Genomic DNA, 22,174 nt, shown 5'->3' with positions numbered 1-22,174 from the left:
AGCGGTTCGGGGTTCGCGGTAGCCACGACCGGGTATCACCCGTTCGTGGCTACCAACGTGCAAGAGGTGCGGAGACATCCGGCGGTGCAGGCCTTCGGCCGCGCCGGGATGGTGTGCTACGGGCTCGTCCACGTCCTCTTGGCGGCGTTGACGGCACAAGTGGTCCTCGGTGACACCGGGGAGAAGACGGACCAGAAGGGCGCGGTCGCGACCCTGGCCCAGACGTCGTTCGGCCCGGTCCTGCTGTGGATCCTGGCCATCGGCCTGTTCGCGTTCGCCCTGTGGCAGCTCACCATGGCCGCGGGCGGCTACGGGTGGGTCACCAAGAAGCGCAAGCGCGTGTACCGGCGGTGCGGCTCGGTCGGCCGCGCGATCACCGGCACGGTCATCGGCATCGCCGCGATCAACTACGCGACCGGCACGTCCCAGAAGAGCGGCACCGAGCAGTCCCAGACGTGGACGGCGCGGGTGCTCGCGCTGCCGTTCGGGCAGGTCCTGGTCGGGTTGGTGGCGCTGTTCGTCATCGGTCTCGGCGTGATGGTGGCGCGCAAGGGCGTCAAGAAGTCCTTCGAGGACGACCTGAACATGTCCGAACTGCCCACCGGCACCCGGATGTGGGTCGAGCGGCTGGGTCGGATCGGGTGGATCGGCAAGGGCGCGTCCTACGTGCTCATCGGCGTCCTGGTCGCGTTCGCCGCGATCAACGCCGACCCGTCGGAGTCCGGCGGGATGGACAAGGCCCTGCACACGTTGGCCGCGCAGCCGTACGGCATCTTCGCGCTGGCGATCATCGCGATCGGCTTCCTGGGGTTCGGCGCCTACTGCTTCGCCGCCGCCAAGGCGCACAAGGGCTGACCGGGCCGAGCAAGGCAGAAGGGCGGCACCCCCACTTCCCGGGGATGCCGCCCTTGCCGTCTGCCGTGCTCGCCGGCCTGCCGTGCCTGCCGTCTGGCCGAACTTGCCGTCCTGCCGAGCTTCCGCGAGGGTCCCCGCCCAGGGGGTCCCCTGCTTTCATTCTGCCCGAGGGGTCCGACAATCCGGCTGGTCGGCCGGGTCAGAAGGAGGCCTCGTCGATGTCCATCAGAGCGTTGTCGGTGGCCTCGGCGATCTTGCGGCGGGCGGTCAGCTCGGGCAGGACGGTCTTGGCGAAGAACGACGCCACCGCGACCTTGCCCTCGTAGAACGCCTTGTCCTTGGCGGAGACCTCGCCGTCGAGCTTGCCCAGCGCCACGTCGGCCTGGCGCAGCAGCAGCCACCCGATCAGCACGTCACCGGCCGTCATCAGCAGGCGGACGGTGTTCTGGCCGACCTTGTACAGGTTGCGGACGTCCTCCTGCGAGCTGGTCAGGAACCCGATCAGCGCGCCGAGCGTGCCCTGGAGGTCTTCGAGCGCCCGCTTGAGCAGCGCCCGCTCCTCTTTCAGCCGACCGTTGCCGCCCTCGTTGTCGAGGAACTGCTGGATCTCCCCGTTGAGGAAGCCCAGCGCCTGGCCCTTGTCGCGGATGATCTTGCGGAAGAAGAAGTCCAGCGACTGGATCGCCGTGGTGCCCTCGTACAGCGAGTCGATCTTCGAGTCCCGGATGTACTGCTCGATCGGGTACTCCTGCAGGAAGCCCGAACCACCCAGGACCTGCAGCGACTGCGCCAGCTGCTCGTAGGCCCGCTCCGAGCCGACGCCCTTGACGATCGGCAGCAGCAGGTCGTTGACCTTCTCCGCCAACTCCTTGTCCGCACCGCCCAGCGCGATCTTGTCCTGCTGGGTCGCGGTGTACAGGTAGACCGCGCGCAGGCCCTCGGCGTACGCCTTCTGCAGCATCAGCAGGCGGCGGACGTCCGGGTGGTTGGTGATGGTGACGCGCGGCGCGGTCTTGTCCGTCATCCGGGTCAGGTCGGCGCTCTGCACCCGCTCCTTGGCGTAGGCCAGGGCGTTGAGGTAGCCGGTCGACAGGGTGGCGATGGCCTTCGTGCCGACCATCATCCGGGCGTACTCGATGACCTGGAACATCTGCGCGATGCCGTCGTGCACCTCGCCGAGCAGCCAGCCCTTGGCCGGGACGCCGTGCTGGCCGAACGTCAGCTCGCACGTGGTCGAGACCTTGAGGCCCATCTTGTGCTCGACGTTGGTGACGAAGGCGCCGTTGCGCTCGCCGGTCGACTCACCGGTCTCCGGGTCGAAGTGCCACTTGGGCACGAGGAACAGCGACAGGCCCTTGGTGCCGGGCTTCGCCTCGATGCCGGGGCCCTCGGGACGGGCCAGCACCAGGTGCATGATGTTCTCGGTCATGTCCTGGTCACCGGACGTGATGAACCGCTTCACGCCGTCGATGTGCCAGGTGCCGTCCTCCTGCAGGGTGGCCTTGGTGCGGCCCGCGCCCACGTCGGAACCGGCGTCCGGCTCGGTCAGCACCATGGTGGCGCCCCAGCCGCGCTCGATCATGATCTCGGCCCAGCGCTTCTGCTGCTCGGTGCCGTTGCGGTAGACGACCGAGGCGAAGTTCGGGCCGGCCAGGTACATGTAGATGGCCGGGTTCGCGCCGAGGATCAGCTCGGAGGCCGCCCACTGGACCGACGGCGGGATGCCGAAGCCGCCCAGCTCGTTCGGCAGCGACAGCCGGTACCACTCGCCGTCCCAGATGGCCTGGTAGGACTTCTTGAACGACTCGGGCAGCGTGGCCGAGTGGGTCTTCGGGTCGAAGACCGGCGGGTTGCGGTCGGCGTCGGCGAAGGACTCCGCCAGCGGCCCGACCGCCAAGTTGTTGAGCTCGGCAAGCACGCCGCGCGCGGTGTCCTCGTCGGACTGCTCGAACGGCCCCGTGCCGAGGTGGTCCTGCACGTTGAAGACCTCGAAGAGGTTGAACTCGAGGTCCCGGACGTTGCTCTTGTAGTGACCCATCTCGTCGCTCACTCCATGCTGGTCGGGGCGGTCCCCTACTGACCGGTAACAACAGGGTATTACCTGTCAGTAACCTCGGCAAGGCCGACCGGGCGGTTGTGGCGAATCAGACGCGCCCTAGCTGCGGTGTTCCGCGCGATCCGGACTCAGGCGGGGTGCACCGCGCCCCCGGAGAGCAGGCCCGCCTGGTACGCGAGGGACACGGCGTGCGTGCGGTCACGGGCGCGGAGCTTGCGCAGGATGTTCTTCACGTGCGTGCGCACGGTCTCCACCGACACGTACAGCTCGTTCGCCACCGCCTGGTTCTCCATGCCGTCCGCGATGAGCTGCAGCACCTCGTACTCCCGGCGGGACAGCGAACGCCGCGTGCCCGCCTCGGCGGTGGGCGTGAAACCGGCGGCCAGGGGCGCGAGCGTGGGGTCGAGGTAGCTGCGCTCGACGTGCGTGAGGGTGATCGCGTGGAGCACGTCGTTGATGCCGGCGTCCCGCGGCACCAGTCCGCGCACGCCCGCGTTCAGCGCCGAGCGGACGAACTTCGCCGTCCGGTGCGCCTCGCGCACCAGCGACACGACCACCAGCGACGAGTCGTTGCCGGTCAGGAGGGTGGCCAGGTGGCCCTGCGGGTCGAGGACGGAGTCCACCAGCAGCACGTTCGGCCGCAGCCGCTCGTGCAGCCGCACGGCCGTGTGCAGGTTCCCCGTGGCACCCAACCAGTGCATGGACGGGGTGCGCCGGACCACCGCGGCGAGTCCTTCGCGGAACAGGGGCACGGGGTCCACGAGTGCGACCCCCGGCCCGGGGGCGGGTGCGGGGGTGCGGCGATCCCCGCTGGGAATGAGCGGACGCACGCTGACACTGGTTCGCATGCGGGTGCGACCGTCGCGTTGACCTGCCATGACGCGGTTTCGCCGAACTACTTTCCGTAAGTGCCCGACGCCACGTGCCGGTCATGTATGTGAACAACAATCACAAATGTGACTCAATGACCGGGCGCGGCCTTCCATCCGGCGCAACAGCCTCGTAAGACGTACGTCACACACCCATGTGGGACGCCGCGCACCGCTGCCGCCCGAACACGCGCTGCCACCCGTGGGCCGAACACTCGTGGAGGCCTCATGGAAACCCTCGACTGGGTCGTCGTCGGTGGGTACTTCTTCGTGATGGTGGCGATCGGCTACTGGTCACGCGGGCGCATCAAGAACATCGCCGACTTCTTCACCGCGGGCGGCAAGATGCCCTGGTGGCTGTCGGGCATCTCGCACCACATGTCCGGCTACAGCGCGGTCATGTTCGTGGCCTTCGCCGCCGAGGCCTACCGCCTCGGCCTGACCGTCTACATCTGGTGGGCGCTGACGATCGGTGTCGGTGTCGGCATCGGCGCGTTCCTGTGGGCGGGCACCTGGAACCGGCTGCGTTCCAAGCACGGCGTCAAGTCGCCGCTGGAGTACCTGGCCCGGCGCTACAACGTGCCGACCCAGCAGATCATGGCGTGGGCGGGCGCGGCGCTGAAGGTCGTGGACATCGCGGCCAAGTGGGTCGCGGTCGCGCTGCTGCTGCAGGGCTTCGCGGGCGTGCCGGTGTGGCTCGGCATCACGCTGGTCGGCGTCGTCACCATGGTCTACTCGGTGATGGGCGGCCTGTGGGCCGACGCGCTGACCGACTTCGGCCAGTTCATCATCCAGGGCCTCGCGGGTGTGGCGATGTTCGTCGCGGTGGCCGCGCACTTCGGCGGCCTCGACTTCATGTGGACCATCTGGGACAAGCTGCCCGAGTCGCACTCCGAGCCGCTGTCCGGCCAGTACACGCTGATCTTCTTCATGGCGCTGTTCCTGATCAAGACGCTGGAGTACAACGGCGGCATGTGGAACCTGGCGCAGCGCTACATGGCCGCGCCGTCGGGTGCCGCGGCCAAGCGGTCCGCGCTGCTGTCCAGCGTGCTGTGGCTGGTGTGGCCGCTGATCCTGTTCTTCCCGATGTGGGCCGCGCCGCTGATCGTGCCGGGCATGGAGGCCAACGCCGAGCAGGCCTACGTCGAGATGGGCAAGGCCATGCTGCCCGCGGGCATGGTCGGCCTGGTGCTGGCGGGCTTCTTCTCGCACACCATGGCGATGGTGTCGTCGGACGCCAACGTGATCTCCGCGGTCATCACCCGGGACATGCTGCCCAAGCTGTGGAAGGGCGTGACGCGGATGGGTGAAGCCGCCCAGCTGCAGCTGGCGCGGATCACCACGTTCCTGTTCATCGGGCTGAGCATGACGATCGCGTTGACCGCCGACACCAAGGGTTTCGTGCTCAAGGTCGTGATCGCCTTGGTGGCCGCGACGATGGGCCCGATCGCGATCCCGCTGATGCTGGGCATGCTGCCGTGGTTCAAGAAGGTCGGTCCGACCGCCGCGACCTCGTCGGTGATCGGTGGCCTCGGCACCTGGGCCGTGCTGTACGTGATGCAGCAGAACAAGGTCGAGTTCGTCACCCAGGCGGTGATCGTGTCCTGGCCGCTGCTGGTGTCGTTGGTGCTGTACCTGGTGGTCGGCCTGCTGATCAAGCCGGAGCCGTCGGCGGAACGCGAGGCGCTGGTCGACTCGCTGCAGTCCGACCCCGACGACGAGAAGGTGCCCTCGCGCGCCTGAGTGTGCGCGGTATCGCCCTGTGGGCTGTGTTGCCCTGTGTGGTGGGTCATCTCCGCTGTGCGGGCGCTCTCGTGCGCCCGCACAGTGGGGGTTGTGGAGGGTTGGCGACCGCGGGACGAGGTCGAGTCCGCCGCCGGGTGGCGGTTGTGGCTCGCGCTGAGCGGACGGCTGTGGCCGTCGGCCGAGTGGGACGGCACACCGGCGCAAGCCGTCGGCGGGCTGCGCGCCGTGCTGGCCGAGTGCGACGGGATCCGCGGCGCGTACGCCGGTGACCGGACGGCGGCGGTGCTGCGGCTGGTCGACTCCGTGGTGTTCGTGCTGAGCCTGCCGCTGGAGCTGTGGCGCGACGACGTGCTGCCGGTCGACGCGGACCGGGCGGCGTTGCTGCACAGCGACCTCGCGGGCGCGGTCGAGCACCTCGCCGAGGTGCGCGCGGTGCTGGCCGGCGGCGGTGGCTGGGCGGAGTTGGAAGCCCGATAACCGATTGCCCCGGTCCCTACGGTCGGAAGATGGACCAGGAGATCAGGGAGTTCCACGGGCGGGGCTACGAGGACGAGCGGTTGCGCGTCGGCGGGAACGGGCAGTTGGAGTTCCTGCGCACGCAGGAGATCGTGCGGCGGTTCGTCGGGGGGCCCGGTCGGGTGCTGGACGTCGGCGGCGCGACCGGCGTGCACGCGGGGTGGCTGGCGGAGGACGGGCACGACGTGGTCGTGGTCGACGCCATGCCGTCGCACGTGGAGGTGGCCGGCGCGCTGCCTGGGGTGTCCGCCGTCGTGGGCGACGCGCGTGACCTGCCGGTCGACGGCCCGTTCGACGCGGTGCTGCTGTTCGGGCCGCTGTACCACCTGGTGGAGCGGGAGGACCGGCTGCGGGTGTGGCGGGAGGCGCTGCGCGTGGTGCGGCCCGGCGGTGTCGTGCTGGGTGCGGTGATCGGGCGGTTCGCGCCGCTGCTCGACGGGTTGCGCAAGGACTTCGTGCTCGACCCGCGGTACCGGGACCTCGTGACGCACGGGCTGCGGACCGGGCAGCACCTCCCGCCGGCGGACACGTCCTGGTTCACCACCGCCTACCTGCACCGTCCCGAGGAGGCGGCCGAGGAGGCGCGGGACGCCGGGCTGGACGTGGTCGGCACGTTCGCGGTGGAGGGCGTCGCGTGGCTGCGGTCCAACGCCGACCTGGACGCCGCCTACGCCGACCCGGAGCTGCTGGACTACCTCATGTGGTCGTTGCGCGAGGTCGAGCAGGAGGAGTCCGTGCTCGGTGCGTCGTCCCACTTGATCACCGTGGCTCGGCGCGGCTGACCGTCAGGTAGTGTGCGTACTAATGATTAGTGCGCAAAATATCGGGGACGACCCGCTGGCCCTGGAACGGCAGGTCTGCTTCGCGTTGTCCGTCGCGTCCAGGAACGTGGTCGCCGTCTACCGGCCGCTGCTGGAGCGCATGGGGCTGACCCACCCGCAGTACCTGGTGATGCTGGCGCTGTGGGGTCGCGCGCCGTTGTCGGTGAAGGAGCTGAGCCGGATGCTGGCGCTGGAGCCCGCGACGCTGTCGCCGCTGCTCAAGCGGCTGGAGGCGATCGGGTACGTGACGCGGTCGCGGGATGCGGTCGACGAGCGGCAGTTGGCCGTGACGCTGACCGAGGAGGGTGCGGCGCTGCGCGAGCAGGCGTTGGCCATCCCGCCCGCGGTGGTGGCGAAGCTCGGCATGTCGCTGGACGAGCTTCGCGACCTGCACACCGTGCTGACCAGGGTGATCGCCGCGACGGAGCGGACGTGAGGCCCGCCGTGCCGCTGCGGGTCTGGTACCTGCTCGGCGGCAGGCTGCCGATGCGGCACCGGGAGTGGGTGTTCCGGCAGGCCACCAAGCCGACGTGGTTGGTCTGGTTCGGCGTGCGGATGTTCCTGCAGGTGCTGCCGTTGACGGTGATCATCGCTGTGGCGTTGGTGCTGGGTCTGGGCTCGCCGTTGCCGCTGGCGATCGCGTGCGGGTCGTTGGGGTTGGTGGTCGGCGTGTACTTCGGCGTGTCGTACGCGATCGAGAGCACCGACCACCGGATGACGAAGTACGGCTACCCGGCCGGTGCCGCCGCGGCGGTGCGCAAGGAGCGGACGGCACGGGACCAGGAGCGTTACGAGCGGGTGTGGCGGACGCAGCCCTGACCCCGCGCCGGGTGCCCTAACGTCTGGTGGCGTGGAGTGGCAGGCGGCGGTGGCGGCGGCGTTCGGGCTCGGTGACGTGGCGGAGCCGTGGGTGCCGGTGGCGGGCGGGCGTTCGCACCTGGTGTGGCGGCTGCGCACGTCCCGCGGCACGTGGGCGGTCAAGCGCCTCAACCGGTCGCGCGAGGACTGGTGGATGCGCGACTACCTGGTGTCCTCGCAGGTCCAACTGGACGCTTGGGAGCGCGGTTTCCCCATGCCGCGCCCGGTGCACCCGCTCGAACCGGCGGCACCGCTGCTGGCCGACGTCCGGGTGGGTGACGAGGTGGCCAGCTATCTGGTGCACGAGTGGCACGACGGCGGGCCGGTGACCGCGGACGTGTCGGTGTGGGTCGGCACCACCCTGGCGTCGCTGCACCGCCTGCCGGTCGGCGGGACCCCGGACGGCCGGCCGCACCCGGTCGAGGAGTGGCGGGAGTGGCTGGACGAGGCACCGAACGACTTCACCTCCGCCGTTCGCGCCTACCTGCCCGACATCGCCGAGGCGTGGGCCCTGGTCACCGCCACGGCCGGCCTCACACCGGTGAACACGCACCGCGATGTGAAGCCGGACAACGTCCTGCAGACCCCCGGCGGCCCGTTGCTGCTGGACTGGGACGGCGCGGGGCCGGAGTACGCGGAGTGGGAGCTGACCCGTGCGGCGGTCTACTTCAGCAGCCTGGGGCGGGACCGCGCCGCGTTCGACCGGGTGATCACGTCCTACGAGACGGCCGGCGGCAGGCGACCCCCGGCGTCACCGGCGTCGTTCGCGGGCCTGCTCGGCGTCTACCTGCGCGGCGCGGCGTGGATGGTCTGGCGCGCCCTGGGCCACCGCCCGGTCACCCCACCCGAACGCGCCGCCGCGCACACCCACGCCCTCGAACTGCTGTCCGACCTGCGCACGTCCCTGAGCAACCTGGACGACTGGACCACCCGCCTGCGCTGAGGGGCGCGGATCAGAACGAATGAAGGCCCAGGTCAATGACCTGGGCCTTCGGCTCGAAGAGCGGGTGACGGGAATCGAACCCGCCTCTACAGCTTGGGAAGCTGTCGTTCTACCAATGAACTACACCCGCGTGGTGCGTGCCCGATCATACACACAGCCGGTGGCCACGTGGTCGAGTGCCGTCACCTAGGCTGTGCCCGTGCTGCTCAGTGACCGCGATCTGCGCAAAGAGGTCGAGTCCGGCCGGTTGGTGCTGGACCCGTTCGACGACGTCATGGTGCAGCCGTCCAGCATCGACGTCCGGCTGGACCGGTTCTTCCGGGTCTTCAACAACACCCGCTACACCCACATCGACCCCGCCATGCAGCAGGACGACCTGACCTCGCTGGTCGAGCCGGCCGACGACGAGCCGTTCGTGCTGCACCCCGGCGAGTTCGTGCTCGGCTCGACGTTCGAGCTGGTCACGCTGCCCGACGACCTGGCGGGACGGCTGGAGGGCAAGTCGTCGCTAGGCCGCCTGGGCCTGCTCACGCACTCGACGGCGGGGTTCATCGACCCCGGCTTCTCCGGCCACATCACGCTGGAGCTGTCGAACGTCGCCAACCTCCCCATCACGCTGTGGCCCGGCATGAAGATCGGCCAGCTGTGCCTGTTCCGGCTCAGCAGCGCGGCGGAGTTCCCGTACGGCTCGGCCCAGGCGGGCTCCCGCTACCAGGGCCAACGCGGTCCGACGCCGTCACGCGCCTACCTGAACTTCCACCGCACCGACACCCAGCGCTAGAGCTTCAGGTCCCCGTACCTGGCCAGCACCCGCGACCGGAGCTCCGGGTCCGTCCGCGGCACGGGCTCCAGGAACACCTCGTCCAGCTCGGGGTGCGCGGCACGCAGCTCAACGTCGATCCGCACGCACGCCCGTTCCAGGTCGGCCGCGCCCAGCGCGTCGTCGAAGTCGAGCCGAGCGCACACCAGCACCCGGTCCGTGCCGACGGCCATCGTCAGCAGGTCCACCACCTGCTCGACCTCCGGCGCCTCCCGCAGCCGCGACCACACCGCCCGCACCAGCACCGGATCGGCCTGCCTGCCGATCAGCAGCCCCCGGTTGGTCGACGCCAACGTGTACGCGGCGATCGCGAGCAGCACGCCGATCGCCAACGACGCCACGCCGTCCCACACCGACGACCCGGTCAGGTGGTGCAGCCCCAGCCCGCCGAACGCGAGCACCAGCCCGACCAGCGCGGCCGAGTCCTCCAGGAACACCGTCTTCACCGTGGGGTCGTCCGACACCCGCAGGTACGCGAGCGCGGACCGGTCCTCGGCCCGCGCCTCCCGCCGCACCTGCCGCGCGGCCTGCGTCCACGACACGGACTCCAGCGCGAACGCCAGCGCCAGCACCACGTACCCGACAACGGGGTTGCCCTGCTCCTCCGGCGCGCCGAACACGGTCCGGAAACCCTCGTAGAACGCGAACACCGCACCGGACACGAAGATCGACACGGCGGCGAGCAGCGACCAGAAGTACCGGTCCTTGCCGTACCCGAACGGGTGCCTGCGGTCCGCGGGCCGGGTGGACCGGCGCAACGCGGTCAGCAGCAGGCCCTCGGTGAACGTGTCGGCGACCGAGTGCCCCGCTTCCGCCATCATCGCCGCCGACCCGGTGATCACCCCGGCGATCGCCTTCATCACCGCGATGGCGAGGTTCACCGCCAGGGCGAGCAGGACGGTGATCGTGCTCTCGCCGCCGTCCTTCGAGTGCTCAGCTGCCATGCGCCGACGTTAGGCCGGTGCGCGGTGATCCGCTCGGCGTGACCGCCGTCACGAAACGATCATGATCTCGGGTGCGACGACGAGGTGACAGAGTAGGCCTTTGGGGGGAATTCCAGGTGGGAACCTTGACCGGTCGGTTCGCGGCCGTCGTCGCCGCGGTGGGCGTGGCGGCACTGGTGAGCCCGCTCGCGGTGGCGGAAGAGAACACCGTGGCGCTGGACGGCCTGGTGTGGTTCGACCGCGACGCCGACGGCGTGGTGGACGCGGGCGAGCCGCCGCTGGCCAATGGCCGCGGTGTGCGGGTCTTCGACGCCACCACCAAGCAGTTCATCGGCGAGTACGGCACGGACGCGAACGGTCGCTACCGGGTCGAGGGCCTGCCCGACGTCCCGCTCGCGATCTACAACCACAACACCGACATCTTCGAGGCGACGACCGAGTCGACGCTCAACCCGGTCAGCGGCGGTGGCACGTTCGACTTCGGCGTGCGCGGCGGCACGGTGCGCGGCTTCTCGTTCCGGGACCGCAACCGCGACGGCGTCCGGCAGACCCACGAGGGGGACGTCCCGGGCGCGCCGACGGTGCGGCTGATCCACGGCATCGTCGATGTGAAGCCGGCGACGCGCGGGGTGAACGGCGAGTACGAGTTCACCGACGTCCCGGTCGGCGACAAGGTGACGATCGTCGCGGACAAGGCGCCGGAGCTGAAGCTCGCGCCGAAGGTCTCCGAGTTCGACGTCGACCCGGTGACGCGGGACAAGAAGATCGTGGTCCGCGCGGGCGAGACGACGCGCGTCGACGTCCGCTACACCCACCTGGACGCCGACTTCGTGGCGGGTACGCCCAGGCTGGAGCCCGCCGCCGACGCCTACCGGGTGGGTGACGTCGTCACGTTCGTCGTGCCGATGACCAACGGGGGTGAGGCGCCGGACATCCCGGACATGGTGGTGTTCGGGTCGACGCCGGAGTTCGTCGGCGCCGGTGACGGGGTCACCGTGATCACGCCCGGCCAGGAGTTCCGGCTGAGCGAGCCGATGGCGGTCGGTGCGACCGTCGAGGTGCGGCTGACCTACCGGCTGGACGACCCGGAGTTCGACCGGTTCCACCTGCTCATCCGGCCGTTCTCGGCGCTCGGGCACGAGGAGACGAACTTCCGGGACAACCACGCGGTCGTGCCGCTGGTGTACGCGACCGGGGAGCAGCCGACGTCGACCACCACGACCGCGCCGACGACGACCCCGACCACTGCCACCACGCCGGTCGTGGTGGCGGGTGGCAGTGGCAACGGGTTGGCGAGCACGGGTGCGGCGCCGCTGCCGTGGTTGGCGATCGGTGGCCTGCTGCTCGGCGCGGGTGCGCTGGCCTTGTTGGCGGCACGCGGGCGTCGTCGCGCCTGACCCGTTCGGACGACCGCCACCGCTAGCCTGCGGCATGGGCATTTTGGTGCACGTACTGCTGACGGCGGTGGCGGTCTGGGTCGCCACGCTCATCCCGGGCATCGACCTGGAGGAGGGCGCCTCGACGCCCGCGAAGATCGGCACGCTGATCGGCGTCGCGCTGCTCTTCGGCCTGGTCAACGCGGTGGTCAAGCCGCTGGTGAAGTTCTTCGGCTGCCTGTTCTACCTGGTCACGCTGGGGCTGATCGGCCTGGTGGTGAACGCGCTGCTGTTCTGGCTGACCGGCTGGCTGGCGAACGAGCTGGGCCTGCCGTTCGACGTCACCGGCTTCTGGCCCGCGTTCTGGGGCGCGATCATCGTTGCCCTGACCAGCTGGGCCCTGAACCTCGTCTACGACCGCGTGACCGATCGCGACTGAACCGACGACGACGCCCCCGGTCCGAAGTGGACCGGGGGCGTCGTCGTGCGTGGAGCGGCTAGTTCGACGTGGCCTTGTCCTCGTCCGGCAGCGGCGTGCCGGTCGGGGCCTCGTCGGTCGGGATGTCGCCGCGTTCCAGGGCCAGGCCCCGGCGCACGGACGTCAGCAGCAGCTGCGCCACGTCCACGACCTCGACGTGCGAGCCCGCCGTGCCCTCGTTCTGCCGGGCCGTCACACCGTCGGTCAGCATCACGCGGCAGAACGGGCAGCCGGTCGCGATCTTCGACGGCGCCGTGCCCAGCGCCTCGTCCACGCGGTCGAGGTTGATGCGCTTGCCGATCCGCTCCTCCATCCACATGCGGGCGCCACCGGCACCGCAGCACATGGAGCGCTCCTCGTGGCGCGGCATCTCGCGCAGCGTCGCGCCCGACGCGCCGACCAGCTCACGCGGCGCCTCGTAGACCTTGTTGTGCCGGCCCAGGTAGCACGGGTCGTGGTAGGTGACGTCCTCGGCGACCTCGGCCACCGGCACCAGCCTGCGCTCGCGCACCAGCCGGTTGAGCAGCTGCGTGTGGTGCACGACCTCGAACTGGCCGCCGACCTGCGGGTACTCGTTGGCCAGCGTGTTGAAGCAGTGCGCGCACGTCACGACGATCTTGCGCTGGCCGGCGGGCCGGCCGTCGAACACGGTGTTGAGCACCTCGACGTTCTGCTGCGCCAGCATCTGGAACAGGAACTCGTTGCCCGCGCGCCGCGCCGGGTCGCCGGTGCAGGTCTCCTCCGGCCCGAGCACGGTGTACTTGACGCCCGCGGTGTGCAGCAGCTCGGCCACCGCCCGCGTGGTCTTCTTCGCCCGGTCCTCGAACGCGCCCGCGCAGCCGACCCAGAACAGGTACTCGGCGTCACCCAGCTCGCCGTCGAACACCGGCACCTCGAAGTCCAGGCCCTCGGTCCACGCGAGGCGGTCCTTGGCGTTCTGGCCCCACGGGTTGCCCTTGTTCTCCAGGTTCTTGAACATGCCGCCCAGCTCGGACGGGAAGTTCGACTCGATCAGCACCTGGTAGCGGCGCATGTCGACGATGTGGTCGACGTGCTCGATGTCCACCGGGCACTGCTCGACGCACGCGCCGCACGTCGTGCACGACCACAGCACCTCGGGGTCGATGACGCCCAGCTCGTCCGCGCCGCCGACCAGCGGTCGCTCGGACTCGGCCAGCGCCAGCACGTCGATGGACTCCAGGCGCTTCTTGTAGTCCTCGTACTTGTCCTCGGTGAGGCCGACCTCGTCGCCAGCCATGTCCTTGCTGCCGCCGGCCAGCAGGTAGGGGGCCTTGGCGAACGCGTGGTCGCGCAGCTGCGTGATCACCAGCTTGGGCGACAGCGGCTTGCCGGTGTTCCACGCCGGGCACTGGGACTGGCAGCGGCCGCACTCGGTGCAGGTGCTGAAGTCCAGCCAGCCCTTCCAGGAGAAGTCCTCGACCTTGCCGACGCCGAACACGTCCTTGTCGGGGTCGGCTTCCTCCAGGTCGAGGACCTTGCCGCCGCTCATCATCGGCTTGAGCGCGCCGAGCGCGACACCACCGTCGTCCTCGCGCTTGAAGTAGATGTTGAAGAACGCGCTGAACCGGTGCCAGGCGACGCCCATGGTGAGGTTCTTCGACACCACGATCAGCCAGATCATGCCGGACAGCAGCTTGGTGAACGCCATGATCGAGACCCAGTCGGGGCTCGCGGGCAGGATCTGGGCCAGCGGCGCGGTGACGAACGACGACCACAGCGGCGGGTCCTCCAAGCCGGAGGCCTGCTTGAACGCCTTCACGCCGAGGATGCCGAGACCCTCGATGATCACGACCGCCTCGACGAAGTACGCCGACTTGAAGTCCGAGCCCGCGAACCGGGACACGCGGTCGGCGCGGCGCGGGTGGTTGAGCTGGCGGATGATCGCCAGCGCGACGCCGCCGACCACGGTGCCGATGCCGAGCAGTTCGACCAGCAGCAGCCACGGCGACCAGGTGCCGATGATCGGCCAGTGGAAGCCGGGCTGGAACATCTCGCCGTAGGCCTCGAACAGCACCGCGGAGCCGATCAGAAAGCCCCACATCACCATCCAGTGCCAGGGCGCGACCTTACGGAACTTGGCCATCCTGGTGTGCGCGACGAACTCCACGACCAGTGTGCGCAGGCGGGGCACGAACGGCCCGTTGCGGGTCGAGTCCGGCTGGCCGAGGCGGATGATCTTGATCATCCGCAGGACACCGGCGACGAACAGACCCCAGGCGAACACGCTGACGGCGACGCCGATGGCGCCGAGGGTGAGCTGGAGGGCTCCCATTGTGGTGGCGGCCTTTCTCGTCCGTTCTCCTGGCTGGGCAGCCTACGCCCGATTACTGGCCGGTAACCACTTGGACGTGGTCGATCACATAGGGCCCGTAGAGTAGTGGAACAAACGTTCAACTTTCTGGGGGCGGGACGTGCTCGTGTATTTGGCGCTGGCGGTGGCGATCCTCGGCGAGGTGACCGCCACGGTGTTCCTCAAGCTGTCCGAGGGTTTCCGCAGGCCGATCCCCTCGGTAGTGGTCATCGTGGGGTACGTGGTCGCGTTCGGCGCGTTGAGCAAGGTCCTCCAGTTGGGCATGCCGATCGGCGTGGCCTACGCGATCTGGTGCGCCTTCGGGATCGCGGCGGTGGCGGGCATCGGGGTGGTGGTGTTCAAGGAGCCGCTGAACGCCACGATGGTGGTCGGGTTGCTGCTCGTGATCGCGGGCGTGGTGGCGATCGAGGTGGGCAGCAGCGGTGCCGCCTGACGGGCGCCGGGTCCGGGGCGACCGGCGCCGGCGGGAGATCCTGGCCGCGACGCTGCGGGTCGTCGAACGGGATGGCGTGGCCGGGGTGAGCCACCGTTCCGTGGCTCGTGAGGCGGGCGTGCCGACGACGTCGACCACCTACTACTACGCGACGCTGGACGACCTGCTGATCGCCACGCTCACCTGGTCGGCCGAGGAGATGGCCGCGAGCTTCCGCGAGGTGCCCCTCACACCCGCTGCCGTGGCCCGGTTCATCGCGGACGCGGCCGGGCAGCACCGGGGCCGGACGCTCGCCGAGTACGAGCTGTACCTGTTGGCGGCACGCCGTCCGGAGCTGCGCCCGGCCGCCCGACGGTGGATCTCGCTCATGGCCGAGGTCGCCGACGGGTGGCACCCGGTGGCGCTGCGGGCGGTCCTCGCGGGCCTCGACGGGCTGCTGATCCAGGCGTTGATCGCGGATTTCCCCCCAATGGCGGAGGATTTGGAGCCCGTCGTGTCCCTTCTGATGCTTGGCGGATGACCTTCGCGCGGGACACTGGTGTCATGAGGTTCGCCGGTCGTGAGTCGTGGCAGGTGTCGCACGGGACGAATCAGACGGTCAACACCGCGCTGTTCATCCGTGACACGCTCGCGCTCTCCGTCGAGACCGTGCCCGAACTGCCCGGCCTCGACCCGTCGGTGCCGGTCGTGGTCCCGGCGGGGGTCGACCGGGCGGCGGCGGCCGAGGAGTGGCTCGGCTGGTGGGCCGACGTGCTCGACCACGCCCGCGCCGAGCTGCACGGTGGCGCGCCGGACGACCCGAGCGGGCCGTCGTTGCAGGTCAGGCCCGCGCTGCGGGCGGCGGTGCTGGCGCTGGGCCCGGCCGCGGCCGAGTACGACCAGCGGTACGTGACGTCCCGTGGCGCGTTGCCGATCGGCGAGGTGGTGCGCGGCGTCGAGGGCCGCCTCGGGCGGTACGTGCGGCCGTTCCGGCTGGTGATCACCGAGGTGCCGGTGCAGGGCATGGTGTGGGAGCGGATGACCGACACGCACGTCATCGCCTCGCAGCGCTTCCTGGTCGACCCGGCCCGCTCCGCCCCGGCCCTGCGCGCCGTCGTCGAATCCCTCGCCTGACCCGCGAGAGTCCAACGCCCAGCGCGCGAGAGTCCAACGCTCACATCGCGCGTGTCCTACGTTCGGAACACGCGTGTCCTACGTTCGGAACACCTGAGTTCAACGCTCAGGTCACCGCGCGCTGACCGGAGGGTAGGGACAGCCCCCGTATCGGGTCGGGGGCCTTCCTGGTGGGCCGGTCGGCCGATCACCCCTAACTTCAACGGCGACAACCTTGACGCCTGATGAGGGGGCAGCGGTGGTTAAGCGGATCGCGTTGGCGGTCGGGGTGGCGGTGGCCGCGACGCTGGCGCTCACGTCGTGCGTGCGGCTCGTGCACAACGGCTTCGACGACAAGCACACGGTGTCCGAGCAGGTCACGGAGGTCCGGCTGCAGAACGGCTCGGGCAACGTGACCGTGCGGGGCAAGGAGGGCGCCACCGAGACGGAGATCCGCCGGCGCGTCGAGTACCCCAAGGACGCCGACAAGCCCACCGGTGTCTCCCACCGCATGGAGGGCTCCACCCTCGTCCTCGACGGCTGCGGCAGCCGCTGCACGGTGAACTACGAGGTCACGGTGCCGTCCAAGGACGTCCGGATCACCGGCGAGAACTCCTCCGGCGACGTCCGCCTCGAAGGCGTGGCCGGCGTCGACGTCGAGGTCGGCTCCGGCGACGCGACGGTCCGCGACGTCAGCGGCGTGGTCCGGGTCGACAACAGCTCGGGCGACCTGGAGGTGGCCGGCGTCGGCGGCGACTTCACCGGAGACGTCGGCTCCGGCTCCACGAGGCTGTCGGACATGCGAGGCGCGGTGACCATCGACAGCAGCTCCGGTGACGTGACCGTGCGGCTCGCCGCGGTGGCGTCCGTGACGGCCGACGTGGGCAGCGGCGACCTGACCGTCGACGTGCCGGAAGGCGCTTACAAGATCGACGTCGAGGCGGGCAGCGGCGAGCGGGACATCAAGGTCGAGGACGACCCGGGCGCCGCCGCCAAGCTGGTCCTGCGCGTCGGCAGCGGCGACGTGACCGTGCGCACCGCCGCCTAGGCGTTCTGCTCGTACGCCGCCACCAGCAGCGACTCCACCTCGCCGTCCAGCTCGTCGGCCCCGGTCAGCGACACCTTGTGCGTCGACTGGCCGGGGCCGCCGGGCGTCAACCGGGCGGACTCCGGCACGTCGGTGAACCGCAGGCCCAGGTCCACCCGTGACGCCAGCGCCTGCACGGCCGCGAACTGCCGCCCCCGCACGAACGGCACGTAGGTCGCCCGCCCCTCGGCCCGCACGTCCTCGCCGAGCCCGAGGGCCAGCGTCGCGATGCGGTCGAACAGCGGTCGCAGCACCTCCTTGCGCCCCGAGTACTGCGAGTCCACGTACTCGGCGAACGTCGGCTCGACCCACCCGGCCCGCCGCGCCGCCGCGTCCGCGATCGCCCACTGCGAGTTCTGCTTCACCCCGTGCACGTCCCGCAGCCACGCCCGGACGGCCTTCTGGTCGAGCGGGTCGAGCGTGCTCGCCTCCACCAGCGCGACCCATCCGTCCAGCGTGCGGCCGGTGCGCGCGAGCATCGAGGCGCTGAGGGCGGCCATCATGTCGGCGGGTGACTCCATGCGACGAGTGTCCCGGATCACCCCGTTCCGGGAACACCGCGACCACCCCGTCCGTTGGACAGGCAGAAAGATTGAGCCGAGTGGACTCAAGTCCGCCGGTGCCGGCTAAACTTGAGCCGGTACCGCTCAACGCGGGGCTCTCACAGACGCACTACCAGGAGGAATCCAATGGCGCGAGCGGTCGGCATCGACCTGGGGACGACCAACTCCGTCGTCGCGGTTCTCGAGGGTGGCGAGCCGACGGTGATCGCCAACTCCGAGGGGTCGCGCACCACCCCGTCCATCGTCGCCTTCGCCAAGAACGGCGAGGTGCTCACCGGTCAGCCCGCCAAGAACCAGGCGGTGACCAACGTCGACCGGACGATCCGGTCCGTCAAGCGCCACATCGGCACGGACTGGAAGACCGACGACGTCGACGGCAAGAAGTACACGCCGCAGGAGATCAGCGCGCGCGTGCTGATGAAGCTCAAGCGCGACGCCGAGGCCTACCTGGGCGAGGAGATCACCGACGCGGTCATCACCGTCCCCGCCTACTTCGAGGACGCCCAGCGCCAGGCCACCAAGGAGGCCGGCCAGATCGCGGGCCTCAACGTGCTGCGCATCGTCAACGAGCCCACCTCCGCCGCCCTGGCCTACGGCCTCGACAAGGGCGACAAGGAGCAGACCATCCTGGTCTTCGACCTCGGTGGCGGCACGTTCGACGTCTCGCTGCTGGAGCTGGCCGAGGGCGTGGTCGAGGTCAAGGCGACCTCCGGTGACAACCACCTCGGCGGTGACGACTGGGATCAGCGCATCGTCGACTGGCTGGTCGAGCGGTTCAAGCAGAGCAACGGCATCGACCTGACCAAGGACAAGATGGCGCTGCAGCGCATCCGCGAGGCCGCCGAGAAGGCCAAGATCGAGCTGTCCAGCTCGAACAACGCCTCCATCAACCTGCCCTACATCACCGTGGACGCGGACAAGAACCCGCTGTTCATGGACGAGACGCTGTCGCGCGCCGAGTTCCAGCGCATCACCAACGACCTGCTCGAGCGCACCCGCGCGCCGTTCAACAACGTGATCAAGGACGCCGGCATCAGCGTCGGCGACATCGACCACGTGGTGCTGGTCGGCGGTTCCACCCGCATGCCCGCGGTGGCCGAGCTGGTCAAGGAGCTGACCGGCGGCCGTGAGCCGAACAAGGGCGTGAACCCGGACGAGGTCGTCGCGGTCGGCGCGGCCCTGCAGGCCGGTGTGCTGAAGGGCGAGGTCAAGGACGTCCTGCTGCTCGACGTCACCCCGCTGTCCCTGGGCATCGAGACCAAGGGCGGCGTGATGACCAAGCTCATCGAGCGCAACACCACGATCCCGACCAAGCGCTCGGAGATCTTCACCACCGCCGACGACAACCAGCCGTCCGTGCAGATCCAGGTGTTCCAGGGTGAGCGCGAGTTCGCCCGGGACAACAAGAAGCTCGGCATGTTCGAGCTGACCGGCCTGCCGCCGGCGCCGCGCGGCGTCCCGCAGATCGAGGTCACCTTCGACATCGACGCGAACGGCATCGTGCACGTGTCCGCGAAGGACATGGGCACGGGCAAGGAGCAGCGGATGACGATCACCGGCGGCTCCGCGCTGCCGAAGGACGACATCGAGCGGATGATCAAGGACGCCGAGGCGCACGCCGAGGAGGACAAGCGCCGCCGCGACGAGGCCGAGGTCCGCAACCAGGCCGAGACGCTGGTCTACCAGACGGAGAAGGTCCTCAAGGAGAACGAGGACAAGATCCCGGCCGACGTCAAGGAGAAGGTCACCGCGGCCATCGGCGAGACGAACGAGGCGCTCAAGGGCGAGGACATCGCCAAGGTCCGCGCCGCGGTCGAGAAGCTGGCCACCGAGTCCCAGGCCATCGGCCAGTCCCTGTACGCCAACGCCGCACCCACGGCCGACGCCGCGGGCGCCGCCGGTGGCACGACCGCCGGTGACGCGCCGAAGGCCGACGACGTGGTGGACGCGGAGATCGTCGACGAGGACGAGAAGAAGTGACCCAGCCCGAGGAACAGCCCCACGTGGTGGTGCGCGACCGCAGGCGCATCGACCCGGAGACGGGTCAGGTGCGGCAGCCCGAGCCCGACGAGAACCCGCAGCCCGAGGCCGGCGCGTCCCAGCCAGACCCGGCGCAGGCCGACACCCCGGTCTCGGCCGAACCCGGCCCTTCGGAGGGCGGCGGCAAGCACGCCGCCCCCGAGGCGCCGGACGAGGCGCAGGCCGTGGCCGTCGACCCGACCGTCGAGCTGAAGGCGCAGCTGGACGAGCGGACCGCCGACCTGCAGCGGTTGACCGCGGAGTACGCCAACTACCGCAAGCGCGTCGAGCGTGACCGGGAACTGGTGATCACCACGGCGAAGGCGCAGGTGGCGGGCGAGCTGCTGGGCGTGCTGGACGACATCGAGCGGGCCGGCGCGCACGGCGACCTCACCGGCGCGTTCAAGGCGGTGGCCGACAAGCTGGTCAGCGCGTTGCACGGCACCGGCCTGGAGCCGTTCGGGCACGAGGGCGAGGAGTTCGACCCGTCCGTCCACGAGGCCGTGCAGCACGGCACCTCGCCGGACGTCAGCGGGCCGACCGTCACCGCCGTGCTCCGCCGCGGCTACAGGTTCGGCGAGCGCGTGCTGCGGCCCGCGCTGGTCGCCGTGACCGATCACGAGCCCGCCGCCGAGCAGCCCGTGGTCGACGAGGCCGTCGAGAAGCCGGTCGAAGAGCAACAGCAGCAAGACTGAAAAGGGGGCGGCGTCCGTTGAGCGCTCGCGACTGGATCGAGAAGGACTTCTACCGCGAGCTGGGCGTCACCTCCGACGCCTCGGCCGATGAGATCAAGAAGGCGTACCGGAAGTTGGCGCGGGAACTGCACCCCGACGCCAACCCCGGTGACGCCAAGGCCGAGGCGCGGTTCAAGGCGGTGTCCGAGGCGTACGGCGTGCTGTCGGACACCGCGAAGCGCAAGCAGTACGACGAGGCCCGCCGCCTCTTCTCCGGAGGCGGCGGGTTCCCCGGCGGGTTCGGCACGGGCGGCGGGTTCGACGTCGGCGACCTGTTCGGCCGCCAGGGCGCCCAGGCCGGTGGCATGGGTGGGCTCGGCGACCTGCTCGGCGGGCTGTTCAACCGCCGTGCCGGCGGGTCCGCGTCCGCGACCAGGCCACGGCGCGGCGAGGACGTGGAGACCGACGTCCGGATCGACTTCACCGAAGCCGTGAAGGGCGCGACCGTGCCCATGCGCCTGTCCAGCCCCGCGACCTGCGGCACGTGCGCGGGTTCCGGTGCGCGTCCCGGCACGTCGCCGCGGACCTGCCCGAACTGCGGCGGCGCCGGACTGGTGACCCGCAGCCAGGGCGCGTTCGCGTTCTCCGAGCCGTGCGCCGACTGCCGCGGCACCGGGCGGATCGTCGACGACCCGTGCCCGGAGTGCGAGGGCGACGGCGTCAGCACGAAGACCAGGACGCTGACCATCCGCATCCCGGCGGGCGTCGACGACGGCCAGCGGATCAGGCTGGCCGGGCAGGGTGAGCCGGGGCGCAACAACGGTCCCGCGGGCGACCTGTTCGTGCGCGTGCACGTCAACCCGCACCCGATCTTCGGCCGGTCCGGCAACGACCTGACCGTGACCGTGCCGGTCACCTTCCCCGAGCTGGCGCTGGGCACCACGTTGACCGTGCCCACGCTGGAGGGCAAGGTGACCTTGAAGGTGCCCGCGGGCACGGCCAGCGGCCGCGTGCTGCGGGCGAAGGGCAAGGGCATCGCCAAGCGTGACGGCCAGGTCGGCGACCTGCTGATCACGCTGACCGTGGCGGTGCCGAACAACATGGATGCCGCAGCCCGGGAGGCGTTGGAGAACTACGCGTCGGCGACGGCGAAGCACGACCCGCGCGCTGAGCTCAACGCCCTGTTGGAGAAGAGGTCGGTGTGAGCTTCCCGTTCCCGCCCGGCACTGACGAGGACACCCCGTTCTTCGTCATCTCCGTGGCGGCCCAGTTGTCCGGTCTGCACGCCCAGACGCTGCGCGCCTACGACCGGCTCGGCCTGGTGTCGCCGGGCCGCACGTCCGGTGGTGGGCGGCGGTACTCGATGCGTGACATCGTGCTGCTGCGCGAGGTGCAACGCCTCTCGCAGGAGGAGGGCGTGAACCTCGCCGGCATCAAGCGGATCATCGAGCTGGAGAACGAGGTCGGCGCGCTGCGCGCCAAGGTGCAGGAGCTGACCGAACAACTCGCCTCCGCGATGGCCGCCGCCGAACACGCCGCCGCCTCCGTGCACGCCTCGTACCGCCGTGACCTGGTGCCGGTGCGCCACGAGACAGCCCTGGTCGTCTGGAAGCCGAACTCCAAGCGCTGACCTCGGCCTCCCGCGTCGCCGGCGTCCCCGGCGTCGCTCAATAGGGTGATCATCGCCCGAAA

At 70.2% G+C, this 22,174-nt stretch carries 23 protein-coding genes and 1 tRNA gene; 18 read left to right on the top strand and 6 right to left on the bottom strand.

Annotated elements, in window-relative coordinates; genetic code table 11:
* The first annotated feature begins 45 nt into the window (after positions 1–45).
* Positions 46–855, top strand: a complete 810-nt coding sequence (locus A6A25_RS03790; RefSeq protein ID WP_073886241.1) for a DUF1206 domain-containing protein — start codon at positions 46–48, stop codon at positions 853–855.
* A 199-nt stretch (positions 856–1,054) separates the two neighbouring features.
* Here the strand turns inward: A6A25_RS03790 and A6A25_RS03785 are convergent, their stop codons facing one another.
* Both A6A25_RS03785 and A6A25_RS03780 read right to left on the bottom strand, forming a co-directional pair.
* Complete coding sequence (locus A6A25_RS03785) at positions 1,055–2,893, bottom strand: acyl-CoA dehydrogenase (RefSeq protein WP_073886416.1); 1,839 nt, start codon at positions 2,891–2,893, stop codon at positions 1,055–1,057.
* A 146-nt stretch (positions 2,894–3,039) separates the two neighbouring features.
* The gene (locus tag A6A25_RS03780) at positions 3,040–3,672 is read right to left on the bottom strand and encodes a response regulator transcription factor (RefSeq protein ID WP_241828479.1); all 633 of its coding nucleotides are present in this window, start codon (positions 3,670–3,672) and stop codon (positions 3,040–3,042) included.
* Positions 3,673–4,008: 336 nt separating this feature from the next.
* Here A6A25_RS03780 and A6A25_RS03775 point away from each other — a divergent pair, with 336 nt between their 5' ends.
* The 6 genes from A6A25_RS03775 (at position 4,009) to A6A25_RS03750 (ending at position 8,664) form a co-directional block, all read left to right on the top strand.
* On the top strand, positions 4,009–5,523 hold the full coding sequence (locus A6A25_RS03775; RefSeq protein ID WP_073886239.1) for a sodium:solute symporter family protein: 1,515 nt from the start codon (positions 4,009–4,011) through the stop codon (positions 5,521–5,523).
* Between the two features lie 93 nt (positions 5,524–5,616).
* Positions 5,617–6,003, top strand: coding sequence for a hypothetical protein (locus A6A25_RS03770; protein ID WP_083667859.1), 387 nt, complete (start codon positions 5,617–5,619; stop codon positions 6,001–6,003).
* 29 nt (positions 6,004–6,032) lie between these two features.
* Positions 6,033–6,824: a class I SAM-dependent methyltransferase gene (locus A6A25_RS03765; protein WP_073886237.1), complete on the top strand. Its 792-nt coding sequence runs from the start codon at positions 6,033–6,035 to the stop codon at positions 6,822–6,824.
* Positions 6,825–6,846: 22 nt separating this feature from the next.
* Positions 6,847–7,299, top strand: a complete 453-nt coding sequence (locus A6A25_RS03760; protein ID WP_073886236.1) for a MarR family winged helix-turn-helix transcriptional regulator — start codon at positions 6,847–6,849, stop codon at positions 7,297–7,299.
* A complete protein-coding gene (locus A6A25_RS03755) occupies positions 7,296–7,682 on the top strand; it encodes a DUF5313 family protein (RefSeq protein WP_073886235.1) in 387 nt (128 codons plus the stop codon). Before A6A25_RS03760 ends, A6A25_RS03755 begins: the two co-directional genes overlap by 4 nt.
* A 31-nt stretch (positions 7,683–7,713) precedes the next feature.
* Positions 7,714–8,664 (top strand): phosphotransferase family protein, encoded by a 951-nt coding sequence (locus tag A6A25_RS03750; RefSeq protein WP_073886234.1) that lies wholly within the window; start codon positions 7,714–7,716, stop codon positions 8,662–8,664.
* A gap of 59 nt (positions 8,665–8,723) precedes the next feature.
* Here the strand turns inward: A6A25_RS03750 and A6A25_RS03745 are convergent.
* Positions 8,724–8,794, bottom strand: a tRNA-Gly gene (locus tag A6A25_RS03745).
* A 69-nt stretch (positions 8,795–8,863) separates the two neighbouring features.
* Between A6A25_RS03745 and dcd the strand changes: the two genes are divergently transcribed.
* Positions 8,864–9,445, top strand: coding sequence for a dCTP deaminase (dcd, locus tag A6A25_RS03740; RefSeq protein ID WP_073886415.1), 582 nt, complete (start codon positions 8,864–8,866; stop codon positions 9,443–9,445).
* Here the strand turns inward: dcd and A6A25_RS03735 are convergent.
* Complete coding sequence (locus A6A25_RS03735) at positions 9,442–10,428, bottom strand: cation diffusion facilitator family transporter (RefSeq protein ID WP_073886233.1); 987 nt, start codon at positions 10,426–10,428, stop codon at positions 9,442–9,444. The genes dcd and A6A25_RS03735 overlap by 4 nt on opposite strands.
* 125 nt (positions 10,429–10,553) lie before the next feature.
* Here A6A25_RS03735 and A6A25_RS03730 point away from each other — a divergent pair, with 125 nt between their 5' ends.
* Positions 10,554–11,825, top strand: a complete 1,272-nt coding sequence (locus tag A6A25_RS03730; RefSeq protein ID WP_073886232.1) for a hypothetical protein — start codon at positions 10,554–10,556, stop codon at positions 11,823–11,825.
* 34 nt (positions 11,826–11,859) lie between these two features.
* Positions 11,860–12,243: a phage holin family protein gene (locus A6A25_RS03725; RefSeq protein WP_073886231.1), complete on the top strand. Its 384-nt coding sequence runs from the start codon at positions 11,860–11,862 to the stop codon at positions 12,241–12,243.
* Between the two features lie 58 nt (positions 12,244–12,301).
* Here A6A25_RS03725 and A6A25_RS03720 read toward each other — a convergent pair whose 3' ends face one another.
* A complete protein-coding gene (locus A6A25_RS03720) occupies positions 12,302–14,575 on the bottom strand; it encodes a (Fe-S)-binding protein (protein WP_073886230.1) in 2,274 nt (757 codons plus the stop codon).
* Positions 14,576–14,714: 139 nt separating this feature from the next.
* Here A6A25_RS03720 and A6A25_RS03715 point away from each other — a divergent pair, with 139 nt between their 5' ends.
* From A6A25_RS03715 to A6A25_RS03700, 4 genes are all read left to right on the top strand, one after another.
* Positions 14,715–15,047 carry a DMT family transporter gene (locus tag A6A25_RS03715; RefSeq protein ID WP_073886229.1) on the top strand — a complete coding sequence of 111 codons (333 nt, stop codon included), beginning with the start codon at positions 14,715–14,717 and terminating at the stop codon, positions 15,045–15,047.
* A complete protein-coding gene (locus A6A25_RS03710; protein ID WP_073886228.1) occupies positions 15,037–15,567 on the top strand; it encodes a TetR/AcrR family transcriptional regulator in 531 nt (176 codons plus the stop codon). The genes A6A25_RS03715 and A6A25_RS03710 overlap by 11 nt, the downstream gene beginning before the upstream one ends.
* 23 nt (positions 15,568–15,590) lie before the next feature.
* The gene (locus A6A25_RS03705; RefSeq protein ID WP_073886414.1) at positions 15,591–16,160 is read left to right on the top strand and encodes a hypothetical protein; all 570 of its coding nucleotides are present in this window, start codon (positions 15,591–15,593) and stop codon (positions 16,158–16,160) included.
* A 238-nt stretch (positions 16,161–16,398) separates the two neighbouring features.
* A complete protein-coding gene (locus tag A6A25_RS03700) occupies positions 16,399–17,187 on the top strand; it encodes a DUF4097 family beta strand repeat-containing protein (protein WP_073886227.1) in 789 nt (262 codons plus the stop codon).
* On the opposite strand, the gene A6A25_RS03695 is transcribed toward A6A25_RS03700, so the two are convergent.
* Entirely contained in the window at positions 17,184–17,747 is a 564-nt protein-coding gene (locus A6A25_RS03695) for a DUF5655 domain-containing protein (RefSeq protein WP_073886226.1), read from the bottom strand. The genes A6A25_RS03700 and A6A25_RS03695 overlap by 4 nt on opposite strands.
* A 168-nt stretch (positions 17,748–17,915) precedes the next feature.
* Between A6A25_RS03695 and dnaK the strand changes: the two genes are divergently transcribed.
* From dnaK to A6A25_RS03675, 4 genes are read left to right on the top strand one after another with little or no spacing between them, the layout of a single operon-like run.
* Positions 17,916–19,769, top strand: coding sequence for a molecular chaperone DnaK (gene dnaK / locus A6A25_RS03690; RefSeq protein WP_073886225.1), 1,854 nt, complete (start codon positions 17,916–17,918; stop codon positions 19,767–19,769).
* Positions 19,766–20,503 (top strand): nucleotide exchange factor GrpE, encoded by a 738-nt coding sequence (gene grpE / locus A6A25_RS03685; protein WP_073886224.1) that lies wholly within the window; start codon positions 19,766–19,768, stop codon positions 20,501–20,503. Before dnaK ends, grpE begins: the two co-directional genes overlap by 4 nt.
* Before the next feature lie 17 nt (positions 20,504–20,520).
* Positions 20,521–21,687, top strand: a complete 1,167-nt coding sequence (gene dnaJ / locus A6A25_RS03680; RefSeq protein WP_073886223.1) for a molecular chaperone DnaJ — start codon at positions 20,521–20,523, stop codon at positions 21,685–21,687.
* Entirely contained in the window at positions 21,684–22,112 is a 429-nt protein-coding gene (locus tag A6A25_RS03675; protein WP_073886222.1) for a heat shock protein transcriptional repressor HspR, read from the top strand. The genes dnaJ and A6A25_RS03675 overlap by 4 nt, the downstream gene beginning before the upstream one ends.
* The last annotated feature ends 62 nt before the right edge of the window (positions 22,113–22,174 follow it).

Source organism: Saccharothrix sp. CB00851 (genome assembly GCF_001905065.1).
Classification (GTDB): Bacteria; Actinomycetota; Actinomycetes; order Mycobacteriales; family Pseudonocardiaceae; genus Actinosynnema.
This window is presented reverse-complemented; position numbering and strand designations above follow the sequence as displayed.